The organism is Solibacillus sp. NPDC093137, assembly GCF_050280445.1.
Taxonomy (GTDB): domain Bacteria; phylum Bacillota; class Bacilli; order Bacillales_A; family Planococcaceae; genus Solibacillus; species Solibacillus isronensis_B.
Genome location: NZ_JBNNVH010000001.1, coordinates 1,866,198 through 1,889,105, shown reverse-complemented (window position 1 = coordinate 1,889,105; position 22,908 = coordinate 1,866,198). Strand labels below are relative to the sequence as shown.

20 protein-coding genes and 1 pseudogene are annotated in these 22,908 nt (G+C 40.2%); 20 read left to right on the top strand and 1 reads right to left on the bottom strand.

Annotation, left to right across the window (positions count from 1 at the left end; translation table 11 throughout):
- The 9 genes from ACQKN3_RS09630 (at window position 1) to ACQKN3_RS09590 (ending at window position 9,254) form a co-directional block, all read left to right on the top strand.
- Entirely contained in the window at window positions 1–774 is a 774-nt protein-coding gene (locus ACQKN3_RS09630) for a dihydroorotate dehydrogenase electron transfer subunit (RefSeq protein WP_427711021.1), read from the top strand.
- Complete coding sequence (locus ACQKN3_RS09625; protein WP_427711019.1) at window positions 771–1,682, top strand: dihydroorotate dehydrogenase; 912 nt, start codon at window positions 771–773, stop codon at window positions 1,680–1,682. Before ACQKN3_RS09630 ends, ACQKN3_RS09625 begins: the two co-directional genes overlap by 4 nt.
- Window position 1,683: 1 nt before the next feature.
- Window positions 1,684–2,391: an orotidine-5'-phosphate decarboxylase gene (gene pyrF / locus ACQKN3_RS09620; protein ID WP_427711017.1), complete on the top strand. Its 708-nt coding sequence runs from the start codon at window positions 1,684–1,686 to the stop codon at window positions 2,389–2,391.
- A 1-nt stretch (window position 2,392) separates the two neighbouring features.
- Window positions 2,393–3,025, top strand: coding sequence for an orotate phosphoribosyltransferase (gene pyrE / locus ACQKN3_RS09615; protein WP_251689447.1), 633 nt, complete (start codon window positions 2,393–2,395; stop codon window positions 3,023–3,025).
- A 502-nt stretch (window positions 3,026–3,527) separates the two neighbouring features.
- Window positions 3,528–4,538, top strand: coding sequence for an ABC transporter ATP-binding protein (locus tag ACQKN3_RS09610; protein WP_251689445.1), 1,011 nt, complete (start codon window positions 3,528–3,530; stop codon window positions 4,536–4,538).
- Window positions 4,535–5,482, top strand: coding sequence for an ATP-binding cassette domain-containing protein (locus ACQKN3_RS09605; protein ID WP_427711014.1), 948 nt, complete (start codon window positions 4,535–4,537; stop codon window positions 5,480–5,482). The genes ACQKN3_RS09610 and ACQKN3_RS09605 overlap by 4 nt, the downstream gene beginning before the upstream one ends.
- Before the next feature lies 1 nt (window position 5,483).
- On the top strand, window positions 5,484–6,446 hold the full coding sequence (opp4B, locus tag ACQKN3_RS09600; RefSeq protein WP_008403358.1) for an oligopeptide ABC transporter permease: 963 nt from the start codon (window positions 5,484–5,486) through the stop codon (window positions 6,444–6,446).
- A gap of 40 nt (window positions 6,447–6,486) precedes the next feature.
- Window positions 6,487–7,401: an ABC transporter permease gene (locus tag ACQKN3_RS09595; RefSeq protein WP_251689441.1), complete on the top strand. Its 915-nt coding sequence runs from the start codon at window positions 6,487–6,489 to the stop codon at window positions 7,399–7,401.
- Between the two features lie 17 nt (window positions 7,402–7,418).
- On the top strand, window positions 7,419–9,254 hold the full coding sequence (locus ACQKN3_RS09590) for an oligopeptide ABC transporter substrate-binding protein (RefSeq protein ID WP_251689439.1): 1,836 nt from the start codon (window positions 7,419–7,421) through the stop codon (window positions 9,252–9,254).
- A 51-nt stretch (window positions 9,255–9,305) separates the two neighbouring features.
- On the opposite strand, the gene ACQKN3_RS09585 is transcribed toward ACQKN3_RS09590, so the two are convergent.
- On the bottom strand, window positions 9,306–10,988 hold the full coding sequence (locus ACQKN3_RS09585) for an Rqc2 family fibronectin-binding protein (RefSeq protein WP_427711011.1): 1,683 nt from the start codon (window positions 10,986–10,988) through the stop codon (window positions 9,306–9,308).
- A gap of 410 nt (window positions 10,989–11,398) precedes the next feature.
- Between ACQKN3_RS09585 and ACQKN3_RS09580 the strand changes: the two genes are divergently transcribed.
- The 11 genes and pseudogenes from ACQKN3_RS09580 (at window position 11,399) to pknB (ending at window position 22,901) form a co-directional block, all read left to right on the top strand.
- A complete protein-coding gene (locus ACQKN3_RS09580) occupies window positions 11,399–12,274 on the top strand; it encodes a YicC/YloC family endoribonuclease (protein WP_427711009.1) in 876 nt (291 codons plus the stop codon).
- A 16-nt stretch (window positions 12,275–12,290) separates the two neighbouring features.
- Window positions 12,291–12,908: a guanylate kinase gene (gmk, locus tag ACQKN3_RS09575; RefSeq protein WP_079525094.1), complete on the top strand. Its 618-nt coding sequence runs from the start codon at window positions 12,291–12,293 to the stop codon at window positions 12,906–12,908.
- Between the two features lie 4 nt (window positions 12,909–12,912).
- Window positions 12,913–13,137 carry a DNA-directed RNA polymerase subunit omega gene (rpoZ, locus tag ACQKN3_RS09570; protein WP_008403352.1) on the top strand — a complete coding sequence of 75 codons (225 nt, stop codon included), beginning with the start codon at window positions 12,913–12,915 and terminating at the stop codon, window positions 13,135–13,137.
- An 89-nt stretch (window positions 13,138–13,226) separates the two neighbouring features.
- Window positions 13,227–13,772 (top strand): annotated as a pseudogene (gene coaBC / locus ACQKN3_RS09565) (bifunctional phosphopantothenoylcysteine decarboxylase/phosphopantothenate--cysteine ligase CoaBC); the annotation flags it as partial.
- 14 nt (window positions 13,773–13,786) lie between these two features.
- The gene (priA, locus tag ACQKN3_RS09560; protein ID WP_427711006.1) at window positions 13,787–16,195 is read left to right on the top strand and encodes a primosomal protein N'; all 2,409 of its coding nucleotides are present in this window, start codon (window positions 13,787–13,789) and stop codon (window positions 16,193–16,195) included.
- Window positions 16,196–16,218: 23 nt separating this feature from the next.
- Window positions 16,219–16,710, top strand: coding sequence for a peptide deformylase (gene def, locus ACQKN3_RS09555; protein WP_251689432.1), 492 nt, complete (start codon window positions 16,219–16,221; stop codon window positions 16,708–16,710).
- A gap of 3 nt (window positions 16,711–16,713) precedes the next feature.
- Complete coding sequence (gene fmt / locus ACQKN3_RS09550) at window positions 16,714–17,655, top strand: methionyl-tRNA formyltransferase (RefSeq protein WP_251689430.1); 942 nt, start codon at window positions 16,714–16,716, stop codon at window positions 17,653–17,655.
- Complete coding sequence (gene rsmB, locus ACQKN3_RS09545) at window positions 17,652–19,013, top strand: 16S rRNA (cytosine(967)-C(5))-methyltransferase RsmB (protein WP_008403347.1); 1,362 nt, start codon at window positions 17,652–17,654, stop codon at window positions 19,011–19,013. Before fmt ends, rsmB begins: the two co-directional genes overlap by 4 nt.
- Window positions 19,014–19,016: 3 nt before the next feature.
- On the top strand, window positions 19,017–20,165 hold the full coding sequence (rlmN, locus tag ACQKN3_RS09540) for a 23S rRNA (adenine(2503)-C(2))-methyltransferase RlmN (RefSeq protein WP_285848811.1): 1,149 nt from the start codon (window positions 19,017–19,019) through the stop codon (window positions 20,163–20,165).
- 10 nt (window positions 20,166–20,175) lie between these two features.
- Window positions 20,176–20,922 (top strand): Stp1/IreP family PP2C-type Ser/Thr phosphatase, encoded by a 747-nt coding sequence (locus tag ACQKN3_RS09535; RefSeq protein WP_427711003.1) that lies wholly within the window; start codon window positions 20,176–20,178, stop codon window positions 20,920–20,922.
- Window positions 20,923–20,924: 2 nt separating this feature from the next.
- The gene (gene pknB, locus ACQKN3_RS09530) at window positions 20,925–22,901 is read left to right on the top strand and encodes a Stk1 family PASTA domain-containing Ser/Thr kinase (protein WP_251689426.1); all 1,977 of its coding nucleotides are present in this window, start codon (window positions 20,925–20,927) and stop codon (window positions 22,899–22,901) included.
- Window positions 22,902–22,908 lie beyond the last annotated feature (7 nt).

Sequence of the window (22,908 nt, the reverse complement as noted above, 5' to 3'; positions counted from 1 at the left end):
ATGATTCGTCAAGAGAAAATGACAGTTGTAGCACAAAAGCAAATTGCGACGAACATTTTCGAATTGACACTACAAGGACAACTGGTTCAGGACATGTCGCCTGGCCAGTTTGTTCATGTAAAGGTGTCAAATACATTCGAGCCCTTGTTGCGTCGACCAATCAGTATTGCCAATGTAGATAAAGAAAAAAATGAATTCACGATGATTTACCGTGCTGAAGGTCGCGGCACAAAATTTCTGGCAACAAACCGTGAAAATGAAATCGTGGATGTATTAGGTCCGTTAGGGAACGGGTTTCCTGTTGAAGCGGCAAAACCCGGCCAGACAGCGCTTTTAGTAGGTGGGGGAATAGGTGTCCCGCCGCTCCATGAATTAGCAAAACAACTGAATGCGCGCGGCGTGAAAACGATCCATGTACTAGGCTTCCAATCAGAGGATGTATGCTTCTACGAGGAACAGTTCAACGCTTTAGGCGATTCGTACTATGCAACAGTAGACGGAACGAAGGGAACTAAAGGGTTTGTTACAACGGTATTTGATGAAGTAAAACCTGAGTTCGATCTGTTTTATTCATGTGGTCCATTGCCGATGCTGCGTGCTTTAGAAGGCTATTACCCTGAAAAAGAGGGGTACCTATCCTTTGAGGAACGGATGGGCTGCGGTATCGGTGCGTGCTTTGCATGTGTATGCGATACGACTGAAGGTTACGGAAAAGATTATGTAAAAGTGTGCTCGGATGGGCCAGTATTCCCGAAAGGAGTTGTCGCATTATGAGCCGTTTAAACTTACAATTGCCAGGTTTGGACTTAAAAAATCCAATTATGCCTGCGTCAGGCTGCTTTGGCTTTGGGCGCGAATATGCCCAGCTTTATAACTTGTCAAAGCTTGGTGCCATCATGATTAAAGCAACAACAGTGGAAACGCGTAAAGGAAATCCGACACCGCGTGTAGCCGAAACATCAGCTGGTATGCTTAATGCAATCGGTCTGCAAAATCCAGGGATTGAAAAGGTAATGGCAGAAGAGCTGAAGTTTTTGGAAAGCTATGATGTCCCGGTTATTGCCAATGTTGCCGGAACAGAAGTTGCGGATTATGTGGAAGTAGCAGAGCGTATTTCAAAGGCATCTAACGTAAAAGCGTTAGAATTGAATATTTCTTGTCCGAATGTAAAATGCGGCGGCATACAGTTCGGGACGGATCCGGAAACAGCCAGACAGTTAACTGCTGCTGTAAAGGCGGTTTCAAGTGTACCTGTATATGTAAAACTATCTCCGAACGTGACAAATATCGTAGACATTGCCAAAGCGGTTGAAGCAGGTGGTGCGGACGGTATAACGATGATTAACACACTTGTGGGAATGCGTTTGGACGAGCGTACAGGGAAACCTGTCATTGCAAACGGGACAGGTGGCTTATCAGGTCCAGCCATTAAACCGGTAGCGATACGTATGGTGTATGACGTTTATAAAGCAGTAAACATTCCGATAATCGGCATGGGCGGGGTAACTTGTGCACAGGATGTAATAGACTTTATGTCCGCTGGTGCATCAGCTGTAGCAGTCGGGACAGCAAACTTTGTTGATCATTTCGTATGCCCGACAATCATTGAAGAATTACCGGACTTGCTGGACACATTAAATGTCGACCATATTTCAGGAATTATCGGAAGGAGCCACCGTTAATATGAATACAAAACCTATTATTGCTTTAGATTTTCCCGGTGAAAAAGACGTTATGAGTTTTTTAGCACAATTCGAAGCGAAACTTTTCGTTAAAATTGGAATGGAACTGTATATGCAGGAAGGTCCTAATATTGTAAGGAAAGTAAAAGAACAAGGGCATGATATATTTTTAGATTTAAAACTTCATGACATCCCGAACACTGTGAAATCCGCGATGAAGGGCTTAGCGGGGCTTGGTGTGGATTTAGTGAATGTCCATGCAGCAGGTGGCCGTACGATGATGGAAGGTGCATTAGAAGGTTTGGAGGCCGGTACACCAGCCGGGGCTAAAAGAGCAGCATTAATTGCCGTTACACAACTGACGTCTACGACAGAACAGCAAATGCAAGATGAGCAAAAAATTGCCTTATCTTTAAATGAATCCGTTTTACAATATGCGCAGCTGACAAAACAAGCTGGTCTTCAAGGTGTAGTCTGTTCTGTTCATGAGGCACAGGCAATCCGTGAAGCATGCGGTGATGACTTTTTACGGGTGACACCGGGGATTCGTATGCTTGGTGGGGAAGCACATGATCAACAGCGTATTGCAACACCGGATGGAGCTAAAAAGGACGGTTCATCACTAATTGTTGTAGGTCGTGCCATTACTGGTGCTGTCAACCCGGTAAAAGCGTATCAAGAAGTTTGTAACTTATGGGAGGCTAACTAAAATGTCATTACAAAACGAAATTGCACATGCAATGCTAAAAGTAGGAGCAGTGGAATTAAATCCAACCGATTTATTTACATGGGCTTCAGGAATTCAGTCACCGATTTACTGCGATACACGTTTAACAATTTCGGATCCTGTTATTCGCAAACAGATTGCCAATGGACTATCATCATTAATCAACGAGCATTTTTCTGACTGTGAAGTAGTTGCGGGTACTGCTACTGCGGGAATTCCTCATGCTGCCTGGGTTGCGGATATTTTGCAATTGCCAATGGTGTATGTGCGTTCAAAAGCAAAAGAGCATGGGCGCGGAAACCAGATTGAAGGAAAATATGCCAAAGGTCAAAAAGTAGTCGTAATTGAGGATATCATCTCAACAGGAGGTTCTTCCATTACTGCTGTTGAAGCGTTACGTAATGCAGGTTGTGAAGTATTAGGGGTAGTATGTGTTTATACATATAATCTGCCTAAAGCAGATAAGGTATTTGATGAAGCTGGCGTTAAATTTGTTTCTTTAACAAATTTCGATTACTTAATCGCTGCAGCAAAAGAAGCAGCTGCTATTCAGGAAGATGATATTCCATTCCTGAAAAAGTGGCATCAAGACTTAAAAACGGGAAATCTAAAATAAAAAAATATTAAAAATATTCGAAAACGTGTGAAGTTATCAAAATTATACTTTACACGTTTTTGTTATAGTTATATAATTCCATTATGCAAATTATCAGTTTTTTCAATAATGAAGTTTAATGAATTTAAATTTTATTAAACCGCATAAAAAAGTATTTCTAGTTGTTTTTATGTTGAAAAGACATAATTATAATCATAAAGCGTTAATTTTTATAGTAAATTATCGGAAAATTTAAATTTAAAAGAATAGTTTGCTATTGATAAATTTAAAATGTTAAATTAGAATAGTTAGAAAGTTTAATAATTGACATGTAAATATATTTTATGGATAATTTACGGAGTAGTACAAAAAATTAACAAATTATTAATATTTTAAAAAGACTGAGTATTAGCAAGGTTTAAATTTTTTTGAAAAGGGTATTTTAATCTATTTGGAAAAATTTAATATAGAGCGAGTTTAGCAGAGTCGAATGTATGTTTAAGAAGAAAGGAGCGGTTATTTAATGTCTACGAATGAATTATTAGAAATCCGAAATTTACGTACGAGTTTCCGAATTAAAGATACATACTACCCAGCTGTAGACAATGTTTCGTTAACGCTTCGCAAAAATGAGATTTTAGCAATTGTTGGTGAATCAGGTTGCGGGAAAAGTACTTTGGCAACATCAATAGTCGGATTGCACAATTCAGTTACTACAAAAGTTGAAGGTGAAATACTTTACAACAATCAAAACTTAGTTAAATTGACAGATGAACAGTTTAATAAGTTAAGAGGAAATGACATCGGCTTCATTTTCCAAGATCCACTTTCTGCATTAAACCCATTAATGCGTATCGGAGAGCAAATTGAAGAAGGGTTAATTTATCATACAAAATTAACTAAAGAACAACGTGAAAAACGTGTTATTGAATTACTGGATCAAGTAGGGATTGCGAATATGCAACGTGTTGCAAGTCAATTCCCACATCAGTTATCGGGTGGTATGCGTCAGCGTGTTATGATCGCGATCGCATTATCAGGAAAGCCTGCAATCATTATTGCGGATGAACCGACAACAGCGCTTGATGTAACAATACAAGCGCAAATTTTAGACTTATTAAAGTCACTACAAGATGAAATTCAATCAGGTATTATTTTAATTACACATGACTTAGGGGTTGTTGCTGAAGTAGCGGACCGAGTAGCTGTAATGTATGCCGGAGAAGTAATAGAGGAAGCACCTGTTGTGGAATTATTCAGAAATCCGAAGCACCCGTATACAAGGTCTTTACTGAAATCAATTCCTCAAACAAACAGTGAGAATGAAAAATTAGAAATAATTCAGGGGATGGTTCCTTCTTTAATGAAGTTACCACGCCAAGGCTGCCGTTTCTCATCACGTATCCCGTGGATTCCGCAATCAGCACATGAAGCAAATCCACAGCTTCATGAAGTTGCTCCTGGCCATCTTGTACGCTGTACTTGCTGGAAGGAATTCCATTTTGAGGATGAGGAAGGGAGCGTAAATCAATGAGTTTCATGCAAGTAGAAGATTTAAAAGTTCACTATCCGATCCGAGGTGGATTTTTTAACACAGTAGTTGACCATGTTTACGCAGTAGATGGTGTAACGATGGAATTTGACCGCGGAAAAACTTACGGTCTTGTAGGTGAATCAGGCTCAGGTAAATCAACAACCGGTAAAGCGATTATCGGATTGGAGAAAATCACATCAGGCCGTATCCTGTTCGAAGGTGAAGATGTAACAAATGCACGCCGTAAACGTGATTCAGCCTATAACCGAGATATCCAGATGATATTCCAGGATTCGCATTCCAGTATGAACCCGCGTAAACGTGTATTAGATATTTTAGCAGAGCCAATTCGTAATTTCCTGAAGTTGTCTCCGCAAGAAGAGCGCAAACGTATTAATGAGCTACTGGCAATTGTAGGGATGTCAGAGGACGTACTACTTAAATATCCGCACGAATTTTCTGGTGGACAAAAGCAACGTTTAGGGATTGCCCGTGCTGTTGCATGTAACCCAAAAATGATTATTGCTGATGAGCCCGTTTCGGCACTTGATTTATCCGTACAGGCACAAGTTTTAAACTTTATGAAGGATATTCAAGAACAATATGGAATTAGTTATTTATTCATCTCTCACGATTTAGGTGTTGTTCGCCATATGTGTGACCACATATCTATTATGTATAAAGGTAGATTCGTAGAAACAGGTAAGCGTGAAGATATTTACACAAATCCGCAGCATATTTATACAAATCGTCTGCTTTCTGCAATTCCTGATATTGAGCCTGAAACTCGAATTGAACGTAAGCTTGAACGTCAGCAAGTTGAAGCAGCATATCGCCAGGAACAACATAAATATTACGATAAGGATGGAAAAGTATATCCTTTAAAATCGATTTCAGACTCACATCGAGTAGCAATGTCTGAAGATGAAAAGGAGCGTGTATAGTATGTGGAAAACGATAGTTCGCCGTGTATTAATAATGATTCCGCAGCTATTTATTTTAAGTCTCCTAATTTTCATATTAGCGAAACAAATGCCAGGGGATCCATTTACAGGATTAATTACTCCTGAAACAGATCCGAATGTTATTGAAGAATTACGTGTTAAAGCAGGTTTTTATGATCCATGGTATGTACAGTACTATAACTGGATAACAAATGCAGCACAAGGTGACTTCGGTCAAAGTTATACATTTAAAAAGCCGGTTGCAGATATTATTGGGGATCGTGCTATGAACACATTATTACTTTCATTGCTTAGTGTAATTTTCCTTTATGTGCTGGCGATTCCTCTAGGAGTACTGGCTGGACGTTACCACGATTCATTTTTAGATAAGTCTATTGTACTTTACAGCTTTATCTCTTATGCAATACCTGCATTCGTACTGTATTTAATTTTCGTATTCATTTTCGGATACCGGCTAATGTGGTTCCCGACAAGTGGTACGGTGGAAATAGGGGTAGATCCAGGAACCTGGAGTTATTATTGGAGTAAATTCTACCATTTATTGTTACCTGCAGCCAGCTATGCACTGCTAGGTACGACGGGTGTCATTCAATATTTACGTTCGGAAATTATTGATGCAAAAACAATGGATTATGTTAAAACAGCACGCAGTAAAGGGATACCGATGAAGAAAGTATATTCACGTCATATCTTCCGTAACTCTTTGTTACCGATTGCAGCGTTCTTAGGATTCACGATTACCGGTTTACTCGGTGGATCGATTTTCATTGAAACTGTATTCGCTTATCCGGGAATGGGTAAATTGTTTGTCGAATCCATTTCAAGTCGTGACTACAGTGTAATAACGGCATTAGTAATGTTATACGGCTTCTTAGCATTATTAGGTAGTCTATTATCCGATATTATCTTAAGTATAGTGGATCCGCGAATTCGCATAGACTAATCAATCAATTAATAATGACTAAGGAGAGGTGATTTTAATCATGGAAAACAAAAATGAACAGACATTAGAAAAATTAGAATCTCAAAGCTCTCCACCAACTGGTTTTCAAGTAATATGGCGAGAGTTTAAAAAAGATAAATTAGCAATGTTCTCATTAATAGGAAGTATTCTGCTAATGATTGCGATTATGATTATGGCATTCTTTACAATTGATCAAACTGAAGTAATGAAAATTCAATTATTGGATCGCTTTACTGAACCAGGTGTCCGAGGGTATATTCTTGGGGCCGATGAAGCCGGTCGGGACATGCTTGGCCAGCTCATTATCGGAGCGAAGAATTCAATTTTAATCGCAATTGCGGTTACGGTTATTGCAAATGTTCTCGGTATTATGCTTGGTATTATTATGGGATATTACGGTGGTTTCATCGATAATTTCTTCATGCGTATTATTGATTTCTTTATCACTCTACCAACTACAATGATTATCATCGTAGTCGTAACAATCATTCCATCATACGGGATATTAGACTTAATTTTAATTATTGCAGCATTTCAGTGGATGTCGACGGCCAGACTTGTGCGATCTAAAGCACTTTCTGAAGCACGACGCGATTACATTAGTGCTTCTAAAACAATGGGTACAAGTGATTTTGCGATCATGTTTAAAGGGTTATTGCCAAACTTAAGCTCGATCTTAATTGTCGAAGTGACATTAAGCTTTGCGGGAAATGTAGGGATTGAAACTGGTCTTTCATTCTTAGGTTTCGGTTTACCACCGTCAACACCAAGTTTAGGAACTTTAGTAAGTTATGCTATGAACCCGATAATTTTATCGAGTAAATGGTGGGTATGGTTGCCTGCATCAATATTAATCTTAGTAATGATGCTTGGTATAAATTATGTTGGTCAAGCGTTACGACGCGCAGCTGACGCAAAACAACGTTTAGGATAATAAGGGAGGAAAAACAGATGAAGAAAAAGAAAGGTTTAATGCTGTCATCAGTATTTGCTACGGCATTAGTATTAGCAGCTTGTGGAGGAGATGACGAAACGTCAACTGAAAAACCAGCTGAAAATGATGGGAAACAAACAGAAGAAAAAACAAATGAAGGCGGTTCTTCTACTGCAGAATCTCCAACATTACCATCAGAAGTTACAAATGATGGAGATGCAATCGAAGGCGGTACATTACAATTCGCTTTAGTAACAGATTCTCCTTTCCAAGGAGTATTCTCATATGAATTATATGAAGATGGTTATGATGCAGATATTTTAGGCTTCATGACAAACGAAATTTTCGAAACAGATGGTGACTTCCTTGTAACGGATAAAGGGATTGCGAAGTTAGATGTAGATGCAGATAACAACAAAGTAACAATCACTATCCAGCCTGACGAAGTGAAATGGTCTGATGGTCAGCCAATGACTGTTGAAGATATCATATATGCTTACGAAATTATCGGTCACCCTGACTATACAGGTATCCGTTATGATGATGACTTCAAAAATATCATCGGTGCTGCTGAATATAAAGCAGGTACTGCAGATACAATCTCTGGTATTAAAAAGATCGATGACAAAACAGTTGAAATTTCTATGACTAAAGTTTCTCCGGCTATCTACTCTTTAGGTGATGGTTTATGGGGTTATGCAGTACCAAAACATGTATTGAAGGATATTCCTGTTAAGGACTTAATCTCTTCAGATGCGGTACGTAAATCTCCTGTAACTTTAGGACCGTTTAAATTAGATAAATTAGTTGACGGTGAATCTGTTCAGTTCGTAGCGAACGAGCACTACTGGAGAGGTCAACCGAAGTTAGACAAAGTAGTATTACAAGTAGTTCCTTCATCTTCTATTGGTGAAGCATTACGTACAGGTAAATACGATATGGCATCTGCATATCCGACAAACCAATATGATGGCGTTAAAGATCTTGAAAACTTAACAGTATTAGCTCGTCCGGAGTTAGCATACTCTTACCTTGGCTTCAAGCTTGGTAAATGGGATGCAGCTGCAAGTGTAAACGTTACAGATGAAAATGCAAAAATGAATGATGCTAACTTACGTAAAGCAATCGCATACGCAATGGATATCGAGCAAGTTGGTGAGCGTTTCTACCAAGGTTTACGTTCACGTGCAACTTCATTAATTCCACCAGCGTTCGCTTCATTCCATGATAATTCTTTAGAAGGATTCAACTATGATCCTGAAAAAGCAAAAGCATTATTAGATGAAGCTGGATACAAAGACGTTGACGGTGACGGAATCCGTGAAGATAAAAATGGTGAAAAATTCGAAATCCGTATGGCAGGTATGTCAGGTTCTGATACTGACGAAGCAATCGTTGAATACTACCGTCAAAACTGGAAAGATGTTGGTTTAGATGTACAGTTAACTACTGGTCGTTTAATCGAATTCAACAGTTTCTACGACAAAGTAAAAGCGGATGATCCAGAAATCGATATGTTCATGGCTGCATGGGGTACTGGTACAAACCCATCTCCACTTGGATTATACGGTGAAGGAGCTTCATTCAACTACAGCCGTTTCGTAACACCTGAATTACAAGCATTATTAGTTGATATCGATTCTAAAGAAGCGGTTGATGCAGAATACCGTGCGGATGCATTCCGTAAGTGGGAAGAGTATATGTTCGAACAAGCAACAACAATTCCGACATACTTCCGTACAGAAATCATTCCAATTAACAAACGTGTGAAAAACTACAATGTTGATTATGCTAATGATACTATGGACAATTTACACCTACTGGAATTAACGGCTGACGCACCAATTAAATAATTATTAACAAAAAGAACCGCTTAGAAAATTTCTAAGCGGTTTTTTCCTTGTTTACTTTTTCAGTTGCATAACAATCGCTTCATCCGGTGTGACATAAAGTGTTTTTTGTTCAAAATAAATAACAAACCCTGGTTTTGCGCCATTCGGTTTTTTCACATGGCGAATTTCCGTATAGTCTACCGGTACAGACGAAGAGTCGCGTGCTTTAGAAAAATAAGCACTCAATACAGCGGCTTCCGTTAATGTTTGTTCATCCGGGTTTTCCGAATGGATGACAACATGTGATCCCGGAATATCTTTCGTATGAAGCCATACTTCGTTGCGTTTTCCAATTTTGAATGTCAAATAATCATTTTGCTTATTATTTTTGCCGACCGAAATTAAAATACCAGAAGATGATACAAATTTTTCGGGTTCAGGTTTTGTCGGTTTCTTTTTACGCTTTGCCTGGCGGATTCGAAGTAATCCTTGTTCTGCCAGCTCTTCACGGATCTCTTCAATATCTTTAGTGGAAGCTTGCTGCACTTGCTGTGTAAGCATTTCCAAATAGTTGATGTCTTCCGTTGCTTTATGCTTCTGTTCCTCAATCATAATTAACGCTGTCTTCGCTTTATTGTACTTCGTGTAATAGCTTTGCGCATTTTCGATTGGTGTTTTTCTCGGGCTAATCGGTATTCTAACTGTTTCGGCGTTTTCGCTGTAATAGTTTTCAACGTCGACGTATTCAGCGCCTTTTTCGAAATTATAGAGATTAGCCATTAAAAGCTCACCGTAAAGTTGGAACTGCTCCAGATTTTGAGCACGTTCATAATCTTTTTGCAGCTTTTTTTGTTTCAGTTTTAATTTATTCAATTCATTTTGCAGCCAGCGTTCGAGATCACCGGCTTGCTGTTTCACCCGGTCCCGTTTTGCACGGGCGAAAAATACACGGTCAAGCAGTTCGCCAAGTGTTTCATAATTCGTAACAGTGCCTGATAAATGAGTTAGCGCTGTTGGCGAGAAATAGATTTTCCCTTCCTGCTCAACATAGGTCGGGTTAGCGCTCGTTGCAATTTCGTTCATCAGCTGTCTGCATGCTGTTACCGCATCATTTGTCGTAATGCGGTACAGTAACTCGTTTGCATGCAAAGGAGAGAAACCGGCAAATTGTTCGACAATATCTTTAGTAGTTGGTTGTTTTGTAAAAACCTCTTTCAACTCTACATCGGATAAACTTGTCAGTGCAATTTTTTGTTGTTGTGGCGGCGCGATATATTGCTGACCTGGTAAAACAGTCCGATAGCTGTTCATCGATGGCGGCAAATGTTTGATGCTGTCAATAATGACATCATTTTGAGCATCGATTAACAGCAAGTTACTATGACGCCCCATAATTTCGATGACGAGTTTTCGCTTTACGGCATCGCCGATTTCATTTTTACTGTCGATTTCAAAAGTGATTACCCGTTCAAAGCCGTCCTGAACAACAGATGAAATAAAGCCTCCTTCAATATGTTTGCGTAACAGCATACAAAACATTGGCGGGTCAGCCGGATTTTCAATCGACTGATCTGTTATGTGAACGCGGGAATAGGAAGGGTGGATAGAAAATAATAGTTTACTGTTTTGGCCTGCTGCACGAATTTGCAATACAACTTCAAGTGCATTCGGCTGATAAATTTTTGTAATACGTCCGGAAGTCAGGCTTTGTAGTTCCTTGCTCATCGAACGAGTAAATAGTCCGTCAAATGCCATCTTTATGCCTCTTTCATTAAATAAGTCTTTTTGATTGTTTAATCATACCATTTTTTCGTTTAAACCTGTAGTTATCGTAAATTACTATATATTAAGGAAGCGTATTATTTATATGAGGGAAATATGATTAAAGCCTGTTGATTGGAATGGAGGGGTGGCGACTCCAGCGGGAGCAGCGTGACGCCTGAGACTACAGGCACAGGCCACGCCCGCGGAAAGCGTCCGCCCCGGAATGGAAATCAACTCCCTAATTATAGAAAGCCAATTCTTTCCTTTTTACATAAAATAAAAAGTATTTTATTACATCCTAACTATGATAAAATATATATTTGGATAATAGACGTTAACGCAAAATTGATAACACATATGCTATAATTGAAACAATTAAGTAAAGAAGGATGTGACGAACCTTGGTACGTAGTATGACCGGATTCGGCAGGGGGGTCACAACAACGAAACACTTTCAACTCACTGTTGAAATTCGTGCTGTGAATCATCGTTTTTTAGAAATTAATACAAAGTTTCCAAAAGAATGGATGGAATCTGAAGTAGTAGCAAAAAAAATGTTGTCGGATGCAGTTTCTCGTGGGAAAATAGATGTTATCATTTTTCTGAAGGAGCTCCATGACACTGAACAGACGATTCAAATCAATTGGTCACTGCTCAATGCTTTTCTCCAAGCAAAAAAGGAGTTGTCACAAACAGTTCCGATGGAGGAAAAGTGGACAATGCAGGAAATTGTAAGTTTGGACCAAGTGTTGCAAGTTGAAAAAATTGAGTTCATGCAGGATGAGATTATCGATGCTGTTAAAAATGCTTTGGCAGAAGCAATCCAAAACCTCATTGCGATGCGTGATCGTGAAGGGCAAGGATTGCAGCAAGTGATGCTGCAGTATAAAGCGGATTTGGAAGCGCAAATTGCTGAAATTCGGCAATTTGCACCGCTCGCAGTTGAAAAATATCGTGAACGTTTAATGAGCCGTTTAGAAGAAGTGGCAAGCGGTCATTCATTGGACGATCGTTTACTTACAGAAGTTGCGATCTTTGCAGAGCGGATTGATATTACAGAAGAGCTTGACCGTTTAGAGAGTCATTTTAATCAGTTATCCGAAACGTTAACTGAAAACATTGCGATTGGACGCAAGCTTGATTTCCTTATGCAGGAAATGAACCGGGAAATTAATACAATCGGTTCAAAAAATCAGTCTACCCAATGTTCAGCAGCAGTCGTGCAGGCGAAGACGATTTTAGAAAAAATGCGTGAACAAGTTCAAAATATTGAATGATATAAAGGAGTTACTTATGAAAAAACAACGTGGATTATTAATTGTTTTATCTGGTCCATCAGGTGTGGGTAAAGGGACAGTTCGAAAAGAGCTCTTTTCACAGCCGGATACGAATTACGAATATTCGATTTCAATGACAACACGTAATCCTCGCGAAGGAGAAGAAGATGGTGTAGACTATTTCTTTAGAACACGTGAGGAATTCGAAGCGTTAATCGAGCAAGGAGGCTTACTGGAACATGCAGAATTTGTCGGCAATTATTACGGTACGCCACTTGCATATGTACACGAAACGCTAGAAGCAGGACGCGATGTATTTTTGGAAATTGAAGTACAAGGAGCAGCACAAATTCGTGAAAAAGCACCAGATGCGTTGTTTATTTTTTTAGCACCACCAAGCATTTCCGAATTGGAACAACGTTTAGTTGGGCGTGGTACGGAAACAGAAGATGTAATCGCCCGTCGTATCGCTACTGCTCGTGAAGAAGTCGAAATGATGAGTTTATATGATTATGTTGTAGAAAACGACCAAGTTCAAAATGCATGTGATAAAATAAATGCTATCATAGTAGCAGAGCACTGCCGCCGTGAACGTGTGGAAAAACGCTATTTGTCAATGTTGAGAGGAGAATGAAACCATGTTATATCCATCAGTAGATAAGTTAAAAAAACAAATTGATTCTAAGTATTCTTTAGTGAGCTTAGCTTCAAAACGTGCGCGCCAAATGCAAGAAGAGGGCGGCGAGCACTTAAGCTCATACGTTTCTTACAAACCAGTAGGAAAAGCATTGGAAGAAGTAGCTGCCGGAAAGCTTCGCAAAGTTCAACAAGACGCTTCAACTGTTTACGAAGACGAAATCTAGTTGGTAATTTACTAAAAGAATACTCCCTGAGTAGAAGCTCCCTAAGAATTTTTCTTTGGGAGCTTATCCTTTGAAAGGACGGTAAAATAATGAAAAAAAACAATATACTATTGTGTGTGTCGGGTGGAATTGCTGTATATAAAGCGGTAGCGTTAGTAAGCAAACTGTCTCAGGCAGGCTTTAACGTAAAAGTGATTATGACAGCTTCTGCACAAAAGTTCGTTACCCCTTTGAGCTTCCAAGTGATGTCTAAAAACGACGTGTTTTTTGATACTTTCGATGAAAAAGATTCCAATGTCATTGCCCATATTGATTTGGCAGATTGGGCCGATTTAGTTATCGTAGCTCCTGCAACAGCCAATATGATTGCGAAAATGGCACATGGTATGGCGGATGATATGGTGACAACAACCTTACTTGCAACGACTGCACCTGTATGGGTGGCACCGGCTATGAATGTACATATGTATGAACATCCGGCCGTTTTACGGAATATTGCACAACTTCATGAAGATGGCATCCGCTTTATCGAACCGTCTGAAGGATTTTTGGCATGCGGCTATATAGGGAAAGGGCGTCTGGAAGAGCCGGAAAAAATTACGGCACTCGTAGAAAGGCATTTCCGTGAGCAATCAGGAAGCGATGGACAATGAGATTTGCACAAGTAATCGTCGATGTTTCCGCATATCCGGTTGACCGTCCTTTCGATTATTTAATACCGGAAGATTGGGAAGAGCTGATAGACATAGGATGTCGTGTCAAAGTGCCATTCGGACCGCGCAATGTGCTTGGATTTGTCGTCGGCATTACAACTGAATCAGACGTTCCGGTTGAAAAAATAAAGCCGATTTCGGAAATACTCGATTTGGAATCTATTTTAACGGAGGAAATGCTGAGCTTGGCAAAATGGCTGAAGCATCAAACAATCTGTTATGAAATTGATGCATTACAAGTAATGCTGCCGGGTGCTTTGCGGGCCAAGTATGAGAAGTATGCTGTCCTGCTAGGCGAAATTCCGCAATTACCTGAAATGCTGCAGCCTTACTTCGAGAAAACCGAAAAAGTGAATTTAGCCCAATTTGAAAAGGCAAACTTATTAAAACCAGTAAAACGGGCAGTAAAAGACGGCCTTCTCAATATTGAAAATGAAGTGAAACAAAAAGGCCAAGTAAAACAAGTACGCAAAGTGCAAATATATTCCCGTGAACAAATAGAAGAAGTTATCGGACAAATGGGGAAACGGGCACCGAAGCAGCTGGCATTAATGGAATGGATGCAGGAGCATGCGGGAGCCGTCGTTTTACCGGAACAAATTTATGAAGCTGTTCAAGTGACAAGCAGTGTATTAAACAGTGTCATTGATAAAGGGGCAGCAGCGTATATACAAGAAGAAGTTTACCGCGATCCGTTTACAAAGGAAGTCGTGAAAACAGACTTCTTACAATTGACAGATGAGCAAGACGGGGCACTGAAAAAAATTACGGAAGCGATAGATGATAAGCGTCAAGAGACTTTTCTGCTTCACGGCATTACAGGCAGCGGGAAAACAGAAGTGTATTTGCAGGCGATCCAGCGTACAATCGCAGACGGCAAAGAAGCGATTGTACTCGTACCTGAAATATCATTGACACCGCAAATGACAGAGCGTTTCAAATCTCGTTTCGGTAATGAAGTAGCGGTCATGCATAGCGGATTGTCGGTCGGTGAAAAATATGATGAATGGCGGAAAGTGCAGCAAGGGAAAGTTAAGGTAGTCGTGGGTGCACGGTCAGCTGTTTTTGCACCGTTTAAAAATCTCGGTTTGCTTATATTGGATGAAGAACATGAGTCAACATACAAGCAGGAAGATTCCCCCCGCTACCATGCACGGGATGTCGCGATATGGCGCGGAAATTATTATAATTGTCCTGTTATATTAGGGAGTGCGACACCTGCATTAGAATCGTTTGCACGTGCGAAAAAAGGTGTATATACATTGCTGACATTGTCACAGCGGGCAAAAAATCAGCCATTGCCGTCTGTTCAGATTATCGATATGCGGGAACAGCTTCAGGCAGGAAACCGCTCGATGTTTTCTGAACCGCTAATGGAGGCATTAAGGGACCGTCTAGATAAAAAAGAGCAGACCGTGCTGTTTTTAAATCGCCGCGGCTATTCATCGTTTGTATTATGCAGGGATTGCGGAACAACAGTGCAATGTCCTAACTGTGATATTTCGTTAACGTATCACCGCTATCAGGAAAAGCTGAAATGCCATTATTGCGGTCACGACGAATATATTCCGGAAACATGTCCGGAATGCTTAAGTGAAAACATTCGTTATTTCGGTACCGGTACACAAAAGGTGGAAGAAGAAATTTATAAGCTGTTTCCGGAAGCGCGTGTCATGCGGATGGATGTCGATACGACCAAACAAAAAGGGGCACATGAAAAAATGCTCGATGCGTTCGGTCGAGGCGAAGCGGATATTCTGCTCGGTACGCAAATGATTGCAAAAGGACTTGATTTCCCGAATATTACATTAGTCGGCGTATTGAGTGCCGATACATCGCTTCATTTACCGGATTACCGGGCTGCGGAAAAAACATTCCAGCTTATGACGCAAGTTAGTGGACGAGCAGGACGCCATAATAAGCTTGGTGAAGTATATATCCAAACGTATACACCGGAGCATTATGCGATCCAACTGTCTAAAGATCAGCATTATACACCGTTTTATGAACGTGAAATGCATGCTAGGCATATTGCCGGATATCCGCCTTATTATTATATTGCACTTATTCAAGTTTCTCATGAAGACGTCATGTTTGCTGCAGAATATGCAGGACGTGTCGCGGAGTATTTGCGTTCCAATTTATCATTTAATGTTTCCGTTATCGGACCGACAACAGCCAGCATCGCTCGTCTCCAAAATAGATATCGTTATCAATGTTTGATAAAATATAAAGTAGAGCCAAATTTAATTCCGGTTCTTTTACAGCTTATAAAACTGTATCGATCGGAATGGATTAAAAAAGGCATAGTGCTAACAGTTGATTTAGATCCGACAATGATCTAATGCATATAGAAAGAGGTATTAAAATGGCAATTAAAGAAGTTGTGAAAAACCCAGCGAATGTATTATCACAAAAAACGCGAGAAGTTGAAGTGATCGATGAAAATATCATTCAACTTTTAGATGATTTATATGACACGATGGTAGAAAATGATGGTGTAGGCATTGCTGCACCTCAAATTAATGTTGATTTACGTGTAGCAATCGTAGAATTAGGCGAAGATATTTTAGAAATGATCAACCCGATCGTAATTGAAACACGTGGTGAAGAAGAAGATGTAGAAGGCTGTTTAAGTTTCCCGGACCTGTTTGGAATGGTCAAGCGTCCAACTTACGTTAAAATCGAAGCATCTGACCGTGAAGGACGTATTTATGAACTTGAAGCTGAAGACTTTGAAGCACGTTGTATTTTGCATGAAATCGATCATTTAGACGGTGTTTTATTTGATTCGAAAATGACGCGTGTATTAACAGAGGAAGAATTAGAAGAGCTTTACGCGGACGCTGAGGAGGAATAATCGATGACAAAAATCGTATTTATGGGAACACCTGCCTTTTCAGCGCCAATTTTGCGTATGCTTCATGAAGAAGGCTATGATATCGCAGCGGTTGTGACACAGCCGGACCGTCCAGTTGGTCGTAAAAAAGTACTAACGCCGCCGCCTGTAAAAGAGGAAGCACTACAATTAGGCTTACATGTTATTCAGCCTGAAAAGCTACGCGGTTCACAGGAGCTGGAAGAAATTTTGGCATTAAATGCTGACCTTGTAGTAACAGCGGCTTTTGGACAAATTTTGCCGAAAGAACTGCTTGATGCACCGCGATTAGGTTGCATTAATGTCCATGCGTCATTATTGCCTGCTTACCGAGGCGGTGCACCAATTCATCAGGCAATTATTGATGGACAGGCAACAACAGGTGTAACGATTATGTATATGGCGGAAAAACTGGATGCCGGGGATATTATTTCGCAACGGGAAATTGCTATTGAAGATACGGATAATACGGGTACAATGTTTGATAAATTAAGTGCCGTTGGTCGTGAACTATTAAAAGAAACAATGCCATCGATTATCGACGGGACAAATTCCCGCATTCCACAGGATGAATCACTCGTAACATTTGCGCGCAATATTAGCCGCGAACAGGAGTTGATTGATTGGAATAATGAAGCGCGTGCATTGTATAATCAAGTGCGCGGATTACACCCTTGGCCTGTTGCCTATACGACATTTGAAGGGGCTAACTTTAAAATCTGGGCGGCAAAGGTTGGCGAAACTTCAACAAACGCTGCACCTGGAGAAGTCGTGAAAATTGAAAAAGATCATTTTGAAGTAGCGACAGGCGATGGCAGTACATTGGCGCTGTATGATGTACAACCAGCAGGGAAGAAACGCATGACAGCAGAAGAGTTTTTACGTGGTACGGGCTCGAAATTACAGATTGGGGACCGTTTTGAATGAGTAAAAAGAAACAAGTGATTTGGGACGGTAATGTTCGGGATGCCGCTTTAACGATTTTATTGACGGTCGATAAAAGCCAGGCATACAGCAATTTATTATTACACCAAACAATTGAGAAATATAAAATCGATGCGAAAGACCGTGGCCTGTTAACAGAGCTCACATATGGAACATTGCAGCATAAACTGACACTGGATTATTATCTGGAGCCATTTATTCGCGGAAAAGTGGATATTTGGGTACGCTGGCTGTTGCGTATGTCGCTCTATCAAATGCAGTATTTAACACGTATTCCAGCACACGCCGCTGTCAATGAAGCAGTAGAAATTGCAAAACGACGAGGCCATAAAGGGATTGCCTCAATGGTAAATGGTATTTTACGTTCAATTTTACGTGAAGGTGTTCGTTCAACCGATTTAATAGAAGATGCAAATGAGCGTCTGGCAATCGAAACGAGCCATCCGCAATGGCTGGTCGATCGATGGGTTGAAAGCTACGGCTATGATAAAACACGTGAAATGCTGCTTGAAAATAATATTGCACCATTGCAGACGGTACGTGTCAACACGACGAAAGCAACTGTTGAACAAGTATTGACAACGCTTGAACGTGAAGGTGTAAAAGCGCGCCGCAGTGAGTATATACCTGAATGTCTGCATCTTGAAAGCGGGCAGGCTGCACGTACGGGAGCGTTCCGAAATGGGCTTATTACGATTCAGGATGAAAGCTCGATGCTGCCGGCAAAAGTGCTGAATCCGCAGCCAGGTATGAAAGTACTTGATATGTGTGCAGCACCAGGAGGGAAAACAACGCATCTTGCTGAAGTTATGAAAAACGAAGGTTCAATTTTAGCGACCGATCTTCATCCGAAGAAATTGGATTTAATCGAAGAGAATGTTGCGCGTCTAGGATTGAATATTATCGAAACAGCTCCGCTTGACGGAAGAAAAGCAGCTGGCTTCCTACAAAAGGAAGGCTATGATGCCATTCTGGTTGACGCACCTTGCTCAGGTTTGGGCGTAATGCGACGCAAGCCGGATATTAAATATACAAAGCGAGAAGAAGATTTAGAGAGCCTGCAAACAATTCAGCTTTCGATTTTAAATAATGCAGTCCAGCTATTAAAACAAGACGGACGATTAGTGTATTCAACATGCACAGTAGACCGCAGTGAAAATGAAGGTACGGTACAAGCCTTCTTAAAAGAGCACCCTGAAATGAACTTGGTGCCGATTGAAAATTTACCAACACAACTAGAAGCGAAGCAACAGGACGGGATGCTGCAAGTATTCCCGCAAGATATAGGCAGTGACGGATTTTTCGTAGCTGCATTCGTAAAAAAAGGAGCGTCCAATTAACTAATGGAGCAAGAACAATTAAAACAATTTGATGAACGAATTCAGGATTTAGTGGAAGAAACAGCAGATAAGCCGGTACGACGTGTGAAAAAGGAAAAGCCACAGTTAAAACCTTCAATCTATTCTTTACGTTTAGATGAAATGAAGGAATGGCTAACAGCAAATGGAGAAAAGGCTTTCCGTGCAGCGCAAATATATGAATGGCTTTATGAAAAACGTGTCCAAACGTTTGAAGAAATGTCAAACTTACCGAAATCATTGCGTGAAAAGCTGGAAGCCGAGTTTGCATTAACGACACTTTCAACAATTATTAAGCAGGAATCAAAAGACGGTACAATCAAGTTTTTATTCCAGCTGCAGGACGGCTATTCAATTGAAACGGTATTGATGCGACATGATTACGGAAATTCAATTTGTGTAACGACACAAGTAGGCTGCCGTATCGGTTGTACATTCTGTGCATCTACATTAGGTGGGTTGAAGCGTCATTTAATGGCAGGAGAAATTGTTGAGCAGGTCGTAAAAGTACAACAACAGCTTGATGAAACAGAAGAGCGCGTATCATCAATCGTAATTATGGGTATTGGTGAGCCTTTTGATAACTATGATGCAATGATGAACTTCCTTAAAATTATGAATGATGACAAAGGATTAAATATCGGTGCCCGCCATATTACGGTTTCGACTTCAGGAATCGTGCCGAAAATTTACGAATTCGCAGATGAAGGTATGCAAATTAACTTTGCGGTTTCTCTACACGCACCAAACCAAGAGGCCCGTCAGAAATTAATGCCGATTGCTAAAGCATATAAATTAGAAGAATTGATGGAAGCAGTAAAATACTATACGAAGAAAACAGGACGTCGTGTCACATTTGAATACGGTTTAATGTCAGGGCAAAATGATACAGAAGAAGTAGCGATGGAACTGGCGAAGCTGATTAAAAATATTAAATGTCATGTCAACTTAATTCCGATTAACTACGTGCCGGAGCGTGATTATATTCGTACATCACGCAGTAAAATTTTTGCTTTTGAAAGAACGCTTAAGGAGCAGGGGATTAACGTAACAATCCGTCGTGAGCAAGGTGCAGATATTGCAGCTGCATGTGGCCAGTTACGTGCACAGGAACGATCACACGAAACAAAGTAGGTGGACTATAGTGAACTTTACAGTGGAAAGTGATATTGGGTTAAAGCGAAAAATAAATGAAGATCGGGCCGCGTTTTTTGAGCGCCCCGATCATTTTAAGCTTGCGATTTTAGCAGATGGTATGGGTGGTCATAATGCTGGTGATGTAGCGAGTGAAATGGTTATTACCGAAATGCATGCACTCTTTAAAGAAGAAAATGCAGAAAGTTTTGCAACAAAACAGTTAAAGCTGGAATGGTTGCGTAATGCGGTGTCACATATTAATCAAAAAATATATCATTATTCATTAACACATGAAAATTGTCAAGGAATGGGAACGACAATGATTGCTGTGTTGCTTGACAAGAAGGATTGCACGATAAGCCATGTCGGCGATAGTCGTGTATACCATATTACAAACGAAACAGTAAAGTTAGTAACGAGAGATCATTCTTATGTAAATATTTTATTGGAAAATGGAGAAATTAGTGAAGAAGAGGCACAAAATCATCCTCAACGGAACTTTATTTTAAAAGCACTCGGTACAGAAATATCGATTGAACCTGATTTTTATGAAATCACTTTATCAAATGAGGCCTTTTTACTCATTTGTTCTGATGGGTTAAGTAATAAACTGTCTACAGAGGAAATGGGCGAAATTATTACAGCAACGGCTTCCATTCAGGAAAAAGGAAAAAAATTAGTTCAGATTGCAAATGATCGTGGCGGAGAAGATAATATTTCCCTTATCTTAATGACAACGGTGCAGGAGGTGTAACAATGCTAGTAGGAAAACATATAAGTGGCCGTTATAAAATTTTAAAATTAATTGGCGGTGGCGGGATGTCAAATGTATATTTGGCACACGACATTATTTTAAGTCGTGACGTCGCAATCAAAATATTGCGTTATGATTTATCAAATGAAGAAGAATTGCACCGTCGTTTCCAGCGTGAAGCATTGTCTGCAACAAGTTTGACTAATCCTAATATCGTAAGCATCTATGATGTTGGCGAAGATGGGGATATGCACTATATTGTCATGGAATACATTAAAGGGAAAACATTAAAACAATACATACAAGAGTTTTCACCTTTATCTGCAGCGCGAAGTGTCCATATTATGAAGCAGCTAACATCGGCGATTGCCCATGCACATGAAAACGGCATAATTCATCGAGATATAAAGCCACAAAATATATTGATGGACGAAGAAGGCAATGTGAAAATTACTGATTTCGGGATTGCAACATCACTTGGAGCAACAAGCTTCACTCAAACGAACTCAGTCATCGGAACTGTCCATTATTTATCCCCGGAGCAGGCGCGCGGCGGTTTAGCAACGATGAAGTCGGATCTATATGCACTTGGGATTGTCTTTTATGAGCTGTTAACAGGAGAATTGCCATTTTCGGGAGAATCTGCTGTATCCATTGCATTAAAACATCTGCAGTCGGAAACACCTTCAGTACGTGAATTCGATGCAAGCATTCCGCAAAGTGTGGAAAATATTGTTTTAAAGGCAACAGCAAAAGATCAAAACCACCGCTACAGCAATGCAGAAGAAATGGAAGAAGATTTAAATACATGCTTATCATTACAACGCGTGAATGAACCTAAATTTATGCCGCCGGTAGATGACGGGGCGACAAAGCTGATCCCGATTATAAAAGATCCCAAACCCGTACCTATCCTGGTGCAAGAGCCATCTACCGGTATAACGGAACAAACAGTCCGGATTGATTCAAAACCGCCATCAGAGGAAGAACCGAAGCCGCAAAAAACGCCAAAACAAAAAAAGAAAAAGAAAAAATGGCCGCTAATCGTTGGGCTATTAGTTCTTTTAACAATTGGTGCAGTAGTAGCTGCTGTTCTCCTGACTCCAAATAGAGTAGTCGTAGAAGATGTGACAGATATGACGGTTGAAGAAGCGATTCGAATTTTAGAAGAGCAAGGCTTCGTTATAGGAGAACAAGAAGAACGCAACAATGAAGAGATTGAATCCGGAAATATCATCGAAACGAATCCGCAAGCAGGTCGGGAACGTGAGAAAGGTACTACGGTTGATTTAATCGTCAGCATCGGTAAGGAAATGACAAAGATGGAAGATTTCATCGGCAAGCAGCGGGATGAGGTAATGGATGCGTTAGAAGAATTTAACGACTATGATTTCAAAGAGGAATATTCTTCTGAGCATCCAGCAGGCGAAATTATCGCTCAAACACCTGAAGCCGGAGAGGAAATTCACGTCAATGAGACGGATGTTGTTTTAACGGTTAGCAGAGGGCAAGAGCAAGTAACGGTGCGTGACTTAAAGGCATTTAACGAAGCAAACCGTTCAGAATATGAAAAAAGCTCAGGTTTTAAAGTGAATGTAACAGGTGAAGAACATTCGGATAAACCGGCCGGTGAAGTAATCAGTCAAACACCAAAAGCAGGCACAAAGCTTGAAAAAGGCGGCACAATCAATGTCGTCATCTCAAAAGGGCCAAAAGCAAAACAGGAAAAATTCTATACAAATACAATTGAAATTCCGTACGAGCCTTTAGAGGAAGGGATGGAACAAGAAGTTTCCATTTACATTCAGGACAAAACACGTACAATGGCAGAGCCTGTAGAAACGATAACAATAACTGAAGATACTTTATATACAATTAAGCTGGTTATTGTTGAAGGGGACAAAGCAGCCTACCAAATTGTACGGGATAACAATGTAATTGAAAATAAAACAATTACTTATGAAGAATTGGCGGAATAAGGAGGAA

Excerpts from the sequence above, each read along its gene's own strand:
- fmt (WP_251689430.1), top strand. The coding sequence starts at position 16,714 with ATGACAAAAATCGTATTTATGGGAACACCTGCCTTTTCAGCGCCAATT.
- gmk (WP_079525094.1), top strand. The coding sequence starts at position 12,291 with ATGAAAAAACAACGTGGATTATTAATTGTTTTATCTGGTCCATCAGGT.
- rsmB (WP_008403347.1), top strand. The coding sequence starts at position 17,652 with ATGAGTAAAAAGAAACAAGTGATTTGGGACGGTAATGTTCGGGATGCC.
- def (WP_251689432.1), top strand. The coding sequence starts at position 16,219 with ATGGCAATTAAAGAAGTTGTGAAAAACCCAGCGAATGTATTATCACAA.
- ACQKN3_RS09625 (WP_427711019.1), top strand. The coding sequence starts at position 771 with ATGAGCCGTTTAAACTTACAATTGCCAGGTTTGGACTTAAAAAATCCA.
- ACQKN3_RS09590 (WP_251689439.1), top strand. The coding sequence starts at position 7,419 with ATGAAGAAAAAGAAAGGTTTAATGCTGTCATCAGTATTTGCTACGGCA.
- rlmN (WP_285848811.1), top strand. The coding sequence starts at position 19,017 with ATGGAGCAAGAACAATTAAAACAATTTGATGAACGAATTCAGGATTTA.
- pknB (WP_251689426.1), top strand. The coding sequence starts at position 20,925 with ATGCTAGTAGGAAAACATATAAGTGGCCGTTATAAAATTTTAAAATTA.
- ACQKN3_RS09585 (WP_427711011.1), bottom strand. The coding sequence starts at position 10,988 with ATGGCATTTGACGGACTATTTACTCGTTCGATGAGCAAGGAACTACAA.
- ACQKN3_RS09605 (WP_427711014.1), top strand. The coding sequence starts at position 4,535 with ATGAGTTTCATGCAAGTAGAAGATTTAAAAGTTCACTATCCGATCCGA.
- ACQKN3_RS09610 (WP_251689445.1), top strand. The coding sequence starts at position 3,528 with ATGTCTACGAATGAATTATTAGAAATCCGAAATTTACGTACGAGTTTC.
- ACQKN3_RS09595 (WP_251689441.1), top strand. The coding sequence starts at position 6,487 with ATGGAAAACAAAAATGAACAGACATTAGAAAAATTAGAATCTCAAAGC.
- priA (WP_427711006.1), top strand. The coding sequence starts at position 13,787 with ATGAGATTTGCACAAGTAATCGTCGATGTTTCCGCATATCCGGTTGAC.
- pyrE (WP_251689447.1), top strand. The coding sequence starts at position 2,393 with ATGTCATTACAAAACGAAATTGCACATGCAATGCTAAAAGTAGGAGCA.
- ACQKN3_RS09630 (WP_427711021.1), top strand. The coding sequence starts at position 1 with ATGATTCGTCAAGAGAAAATGACAGTTGTAGCACAAAAGCAAATTGCG.
- opp4B (WP_008403358.1), top strand. The coding sequence starts at position 5,484 with ATGTGGAAAACGATAGTTCGCCGTGTATTAATAATGATTCCGCAGCTA.
- rpoZ (WP_008403352.1), top strand. The coding sequence starts at position 12,913 with ATGTTATATCCATCAGTAGATAAGTTAAAAAAACAAATTGATTCTAAG.
- pyrF (WP_427711017.1), top strand. The coding sequence starts at position 1,684 with ATGAATACAAAACCTATTATTGCTTTAGATTTTCCCGGTGAAAAAGAC.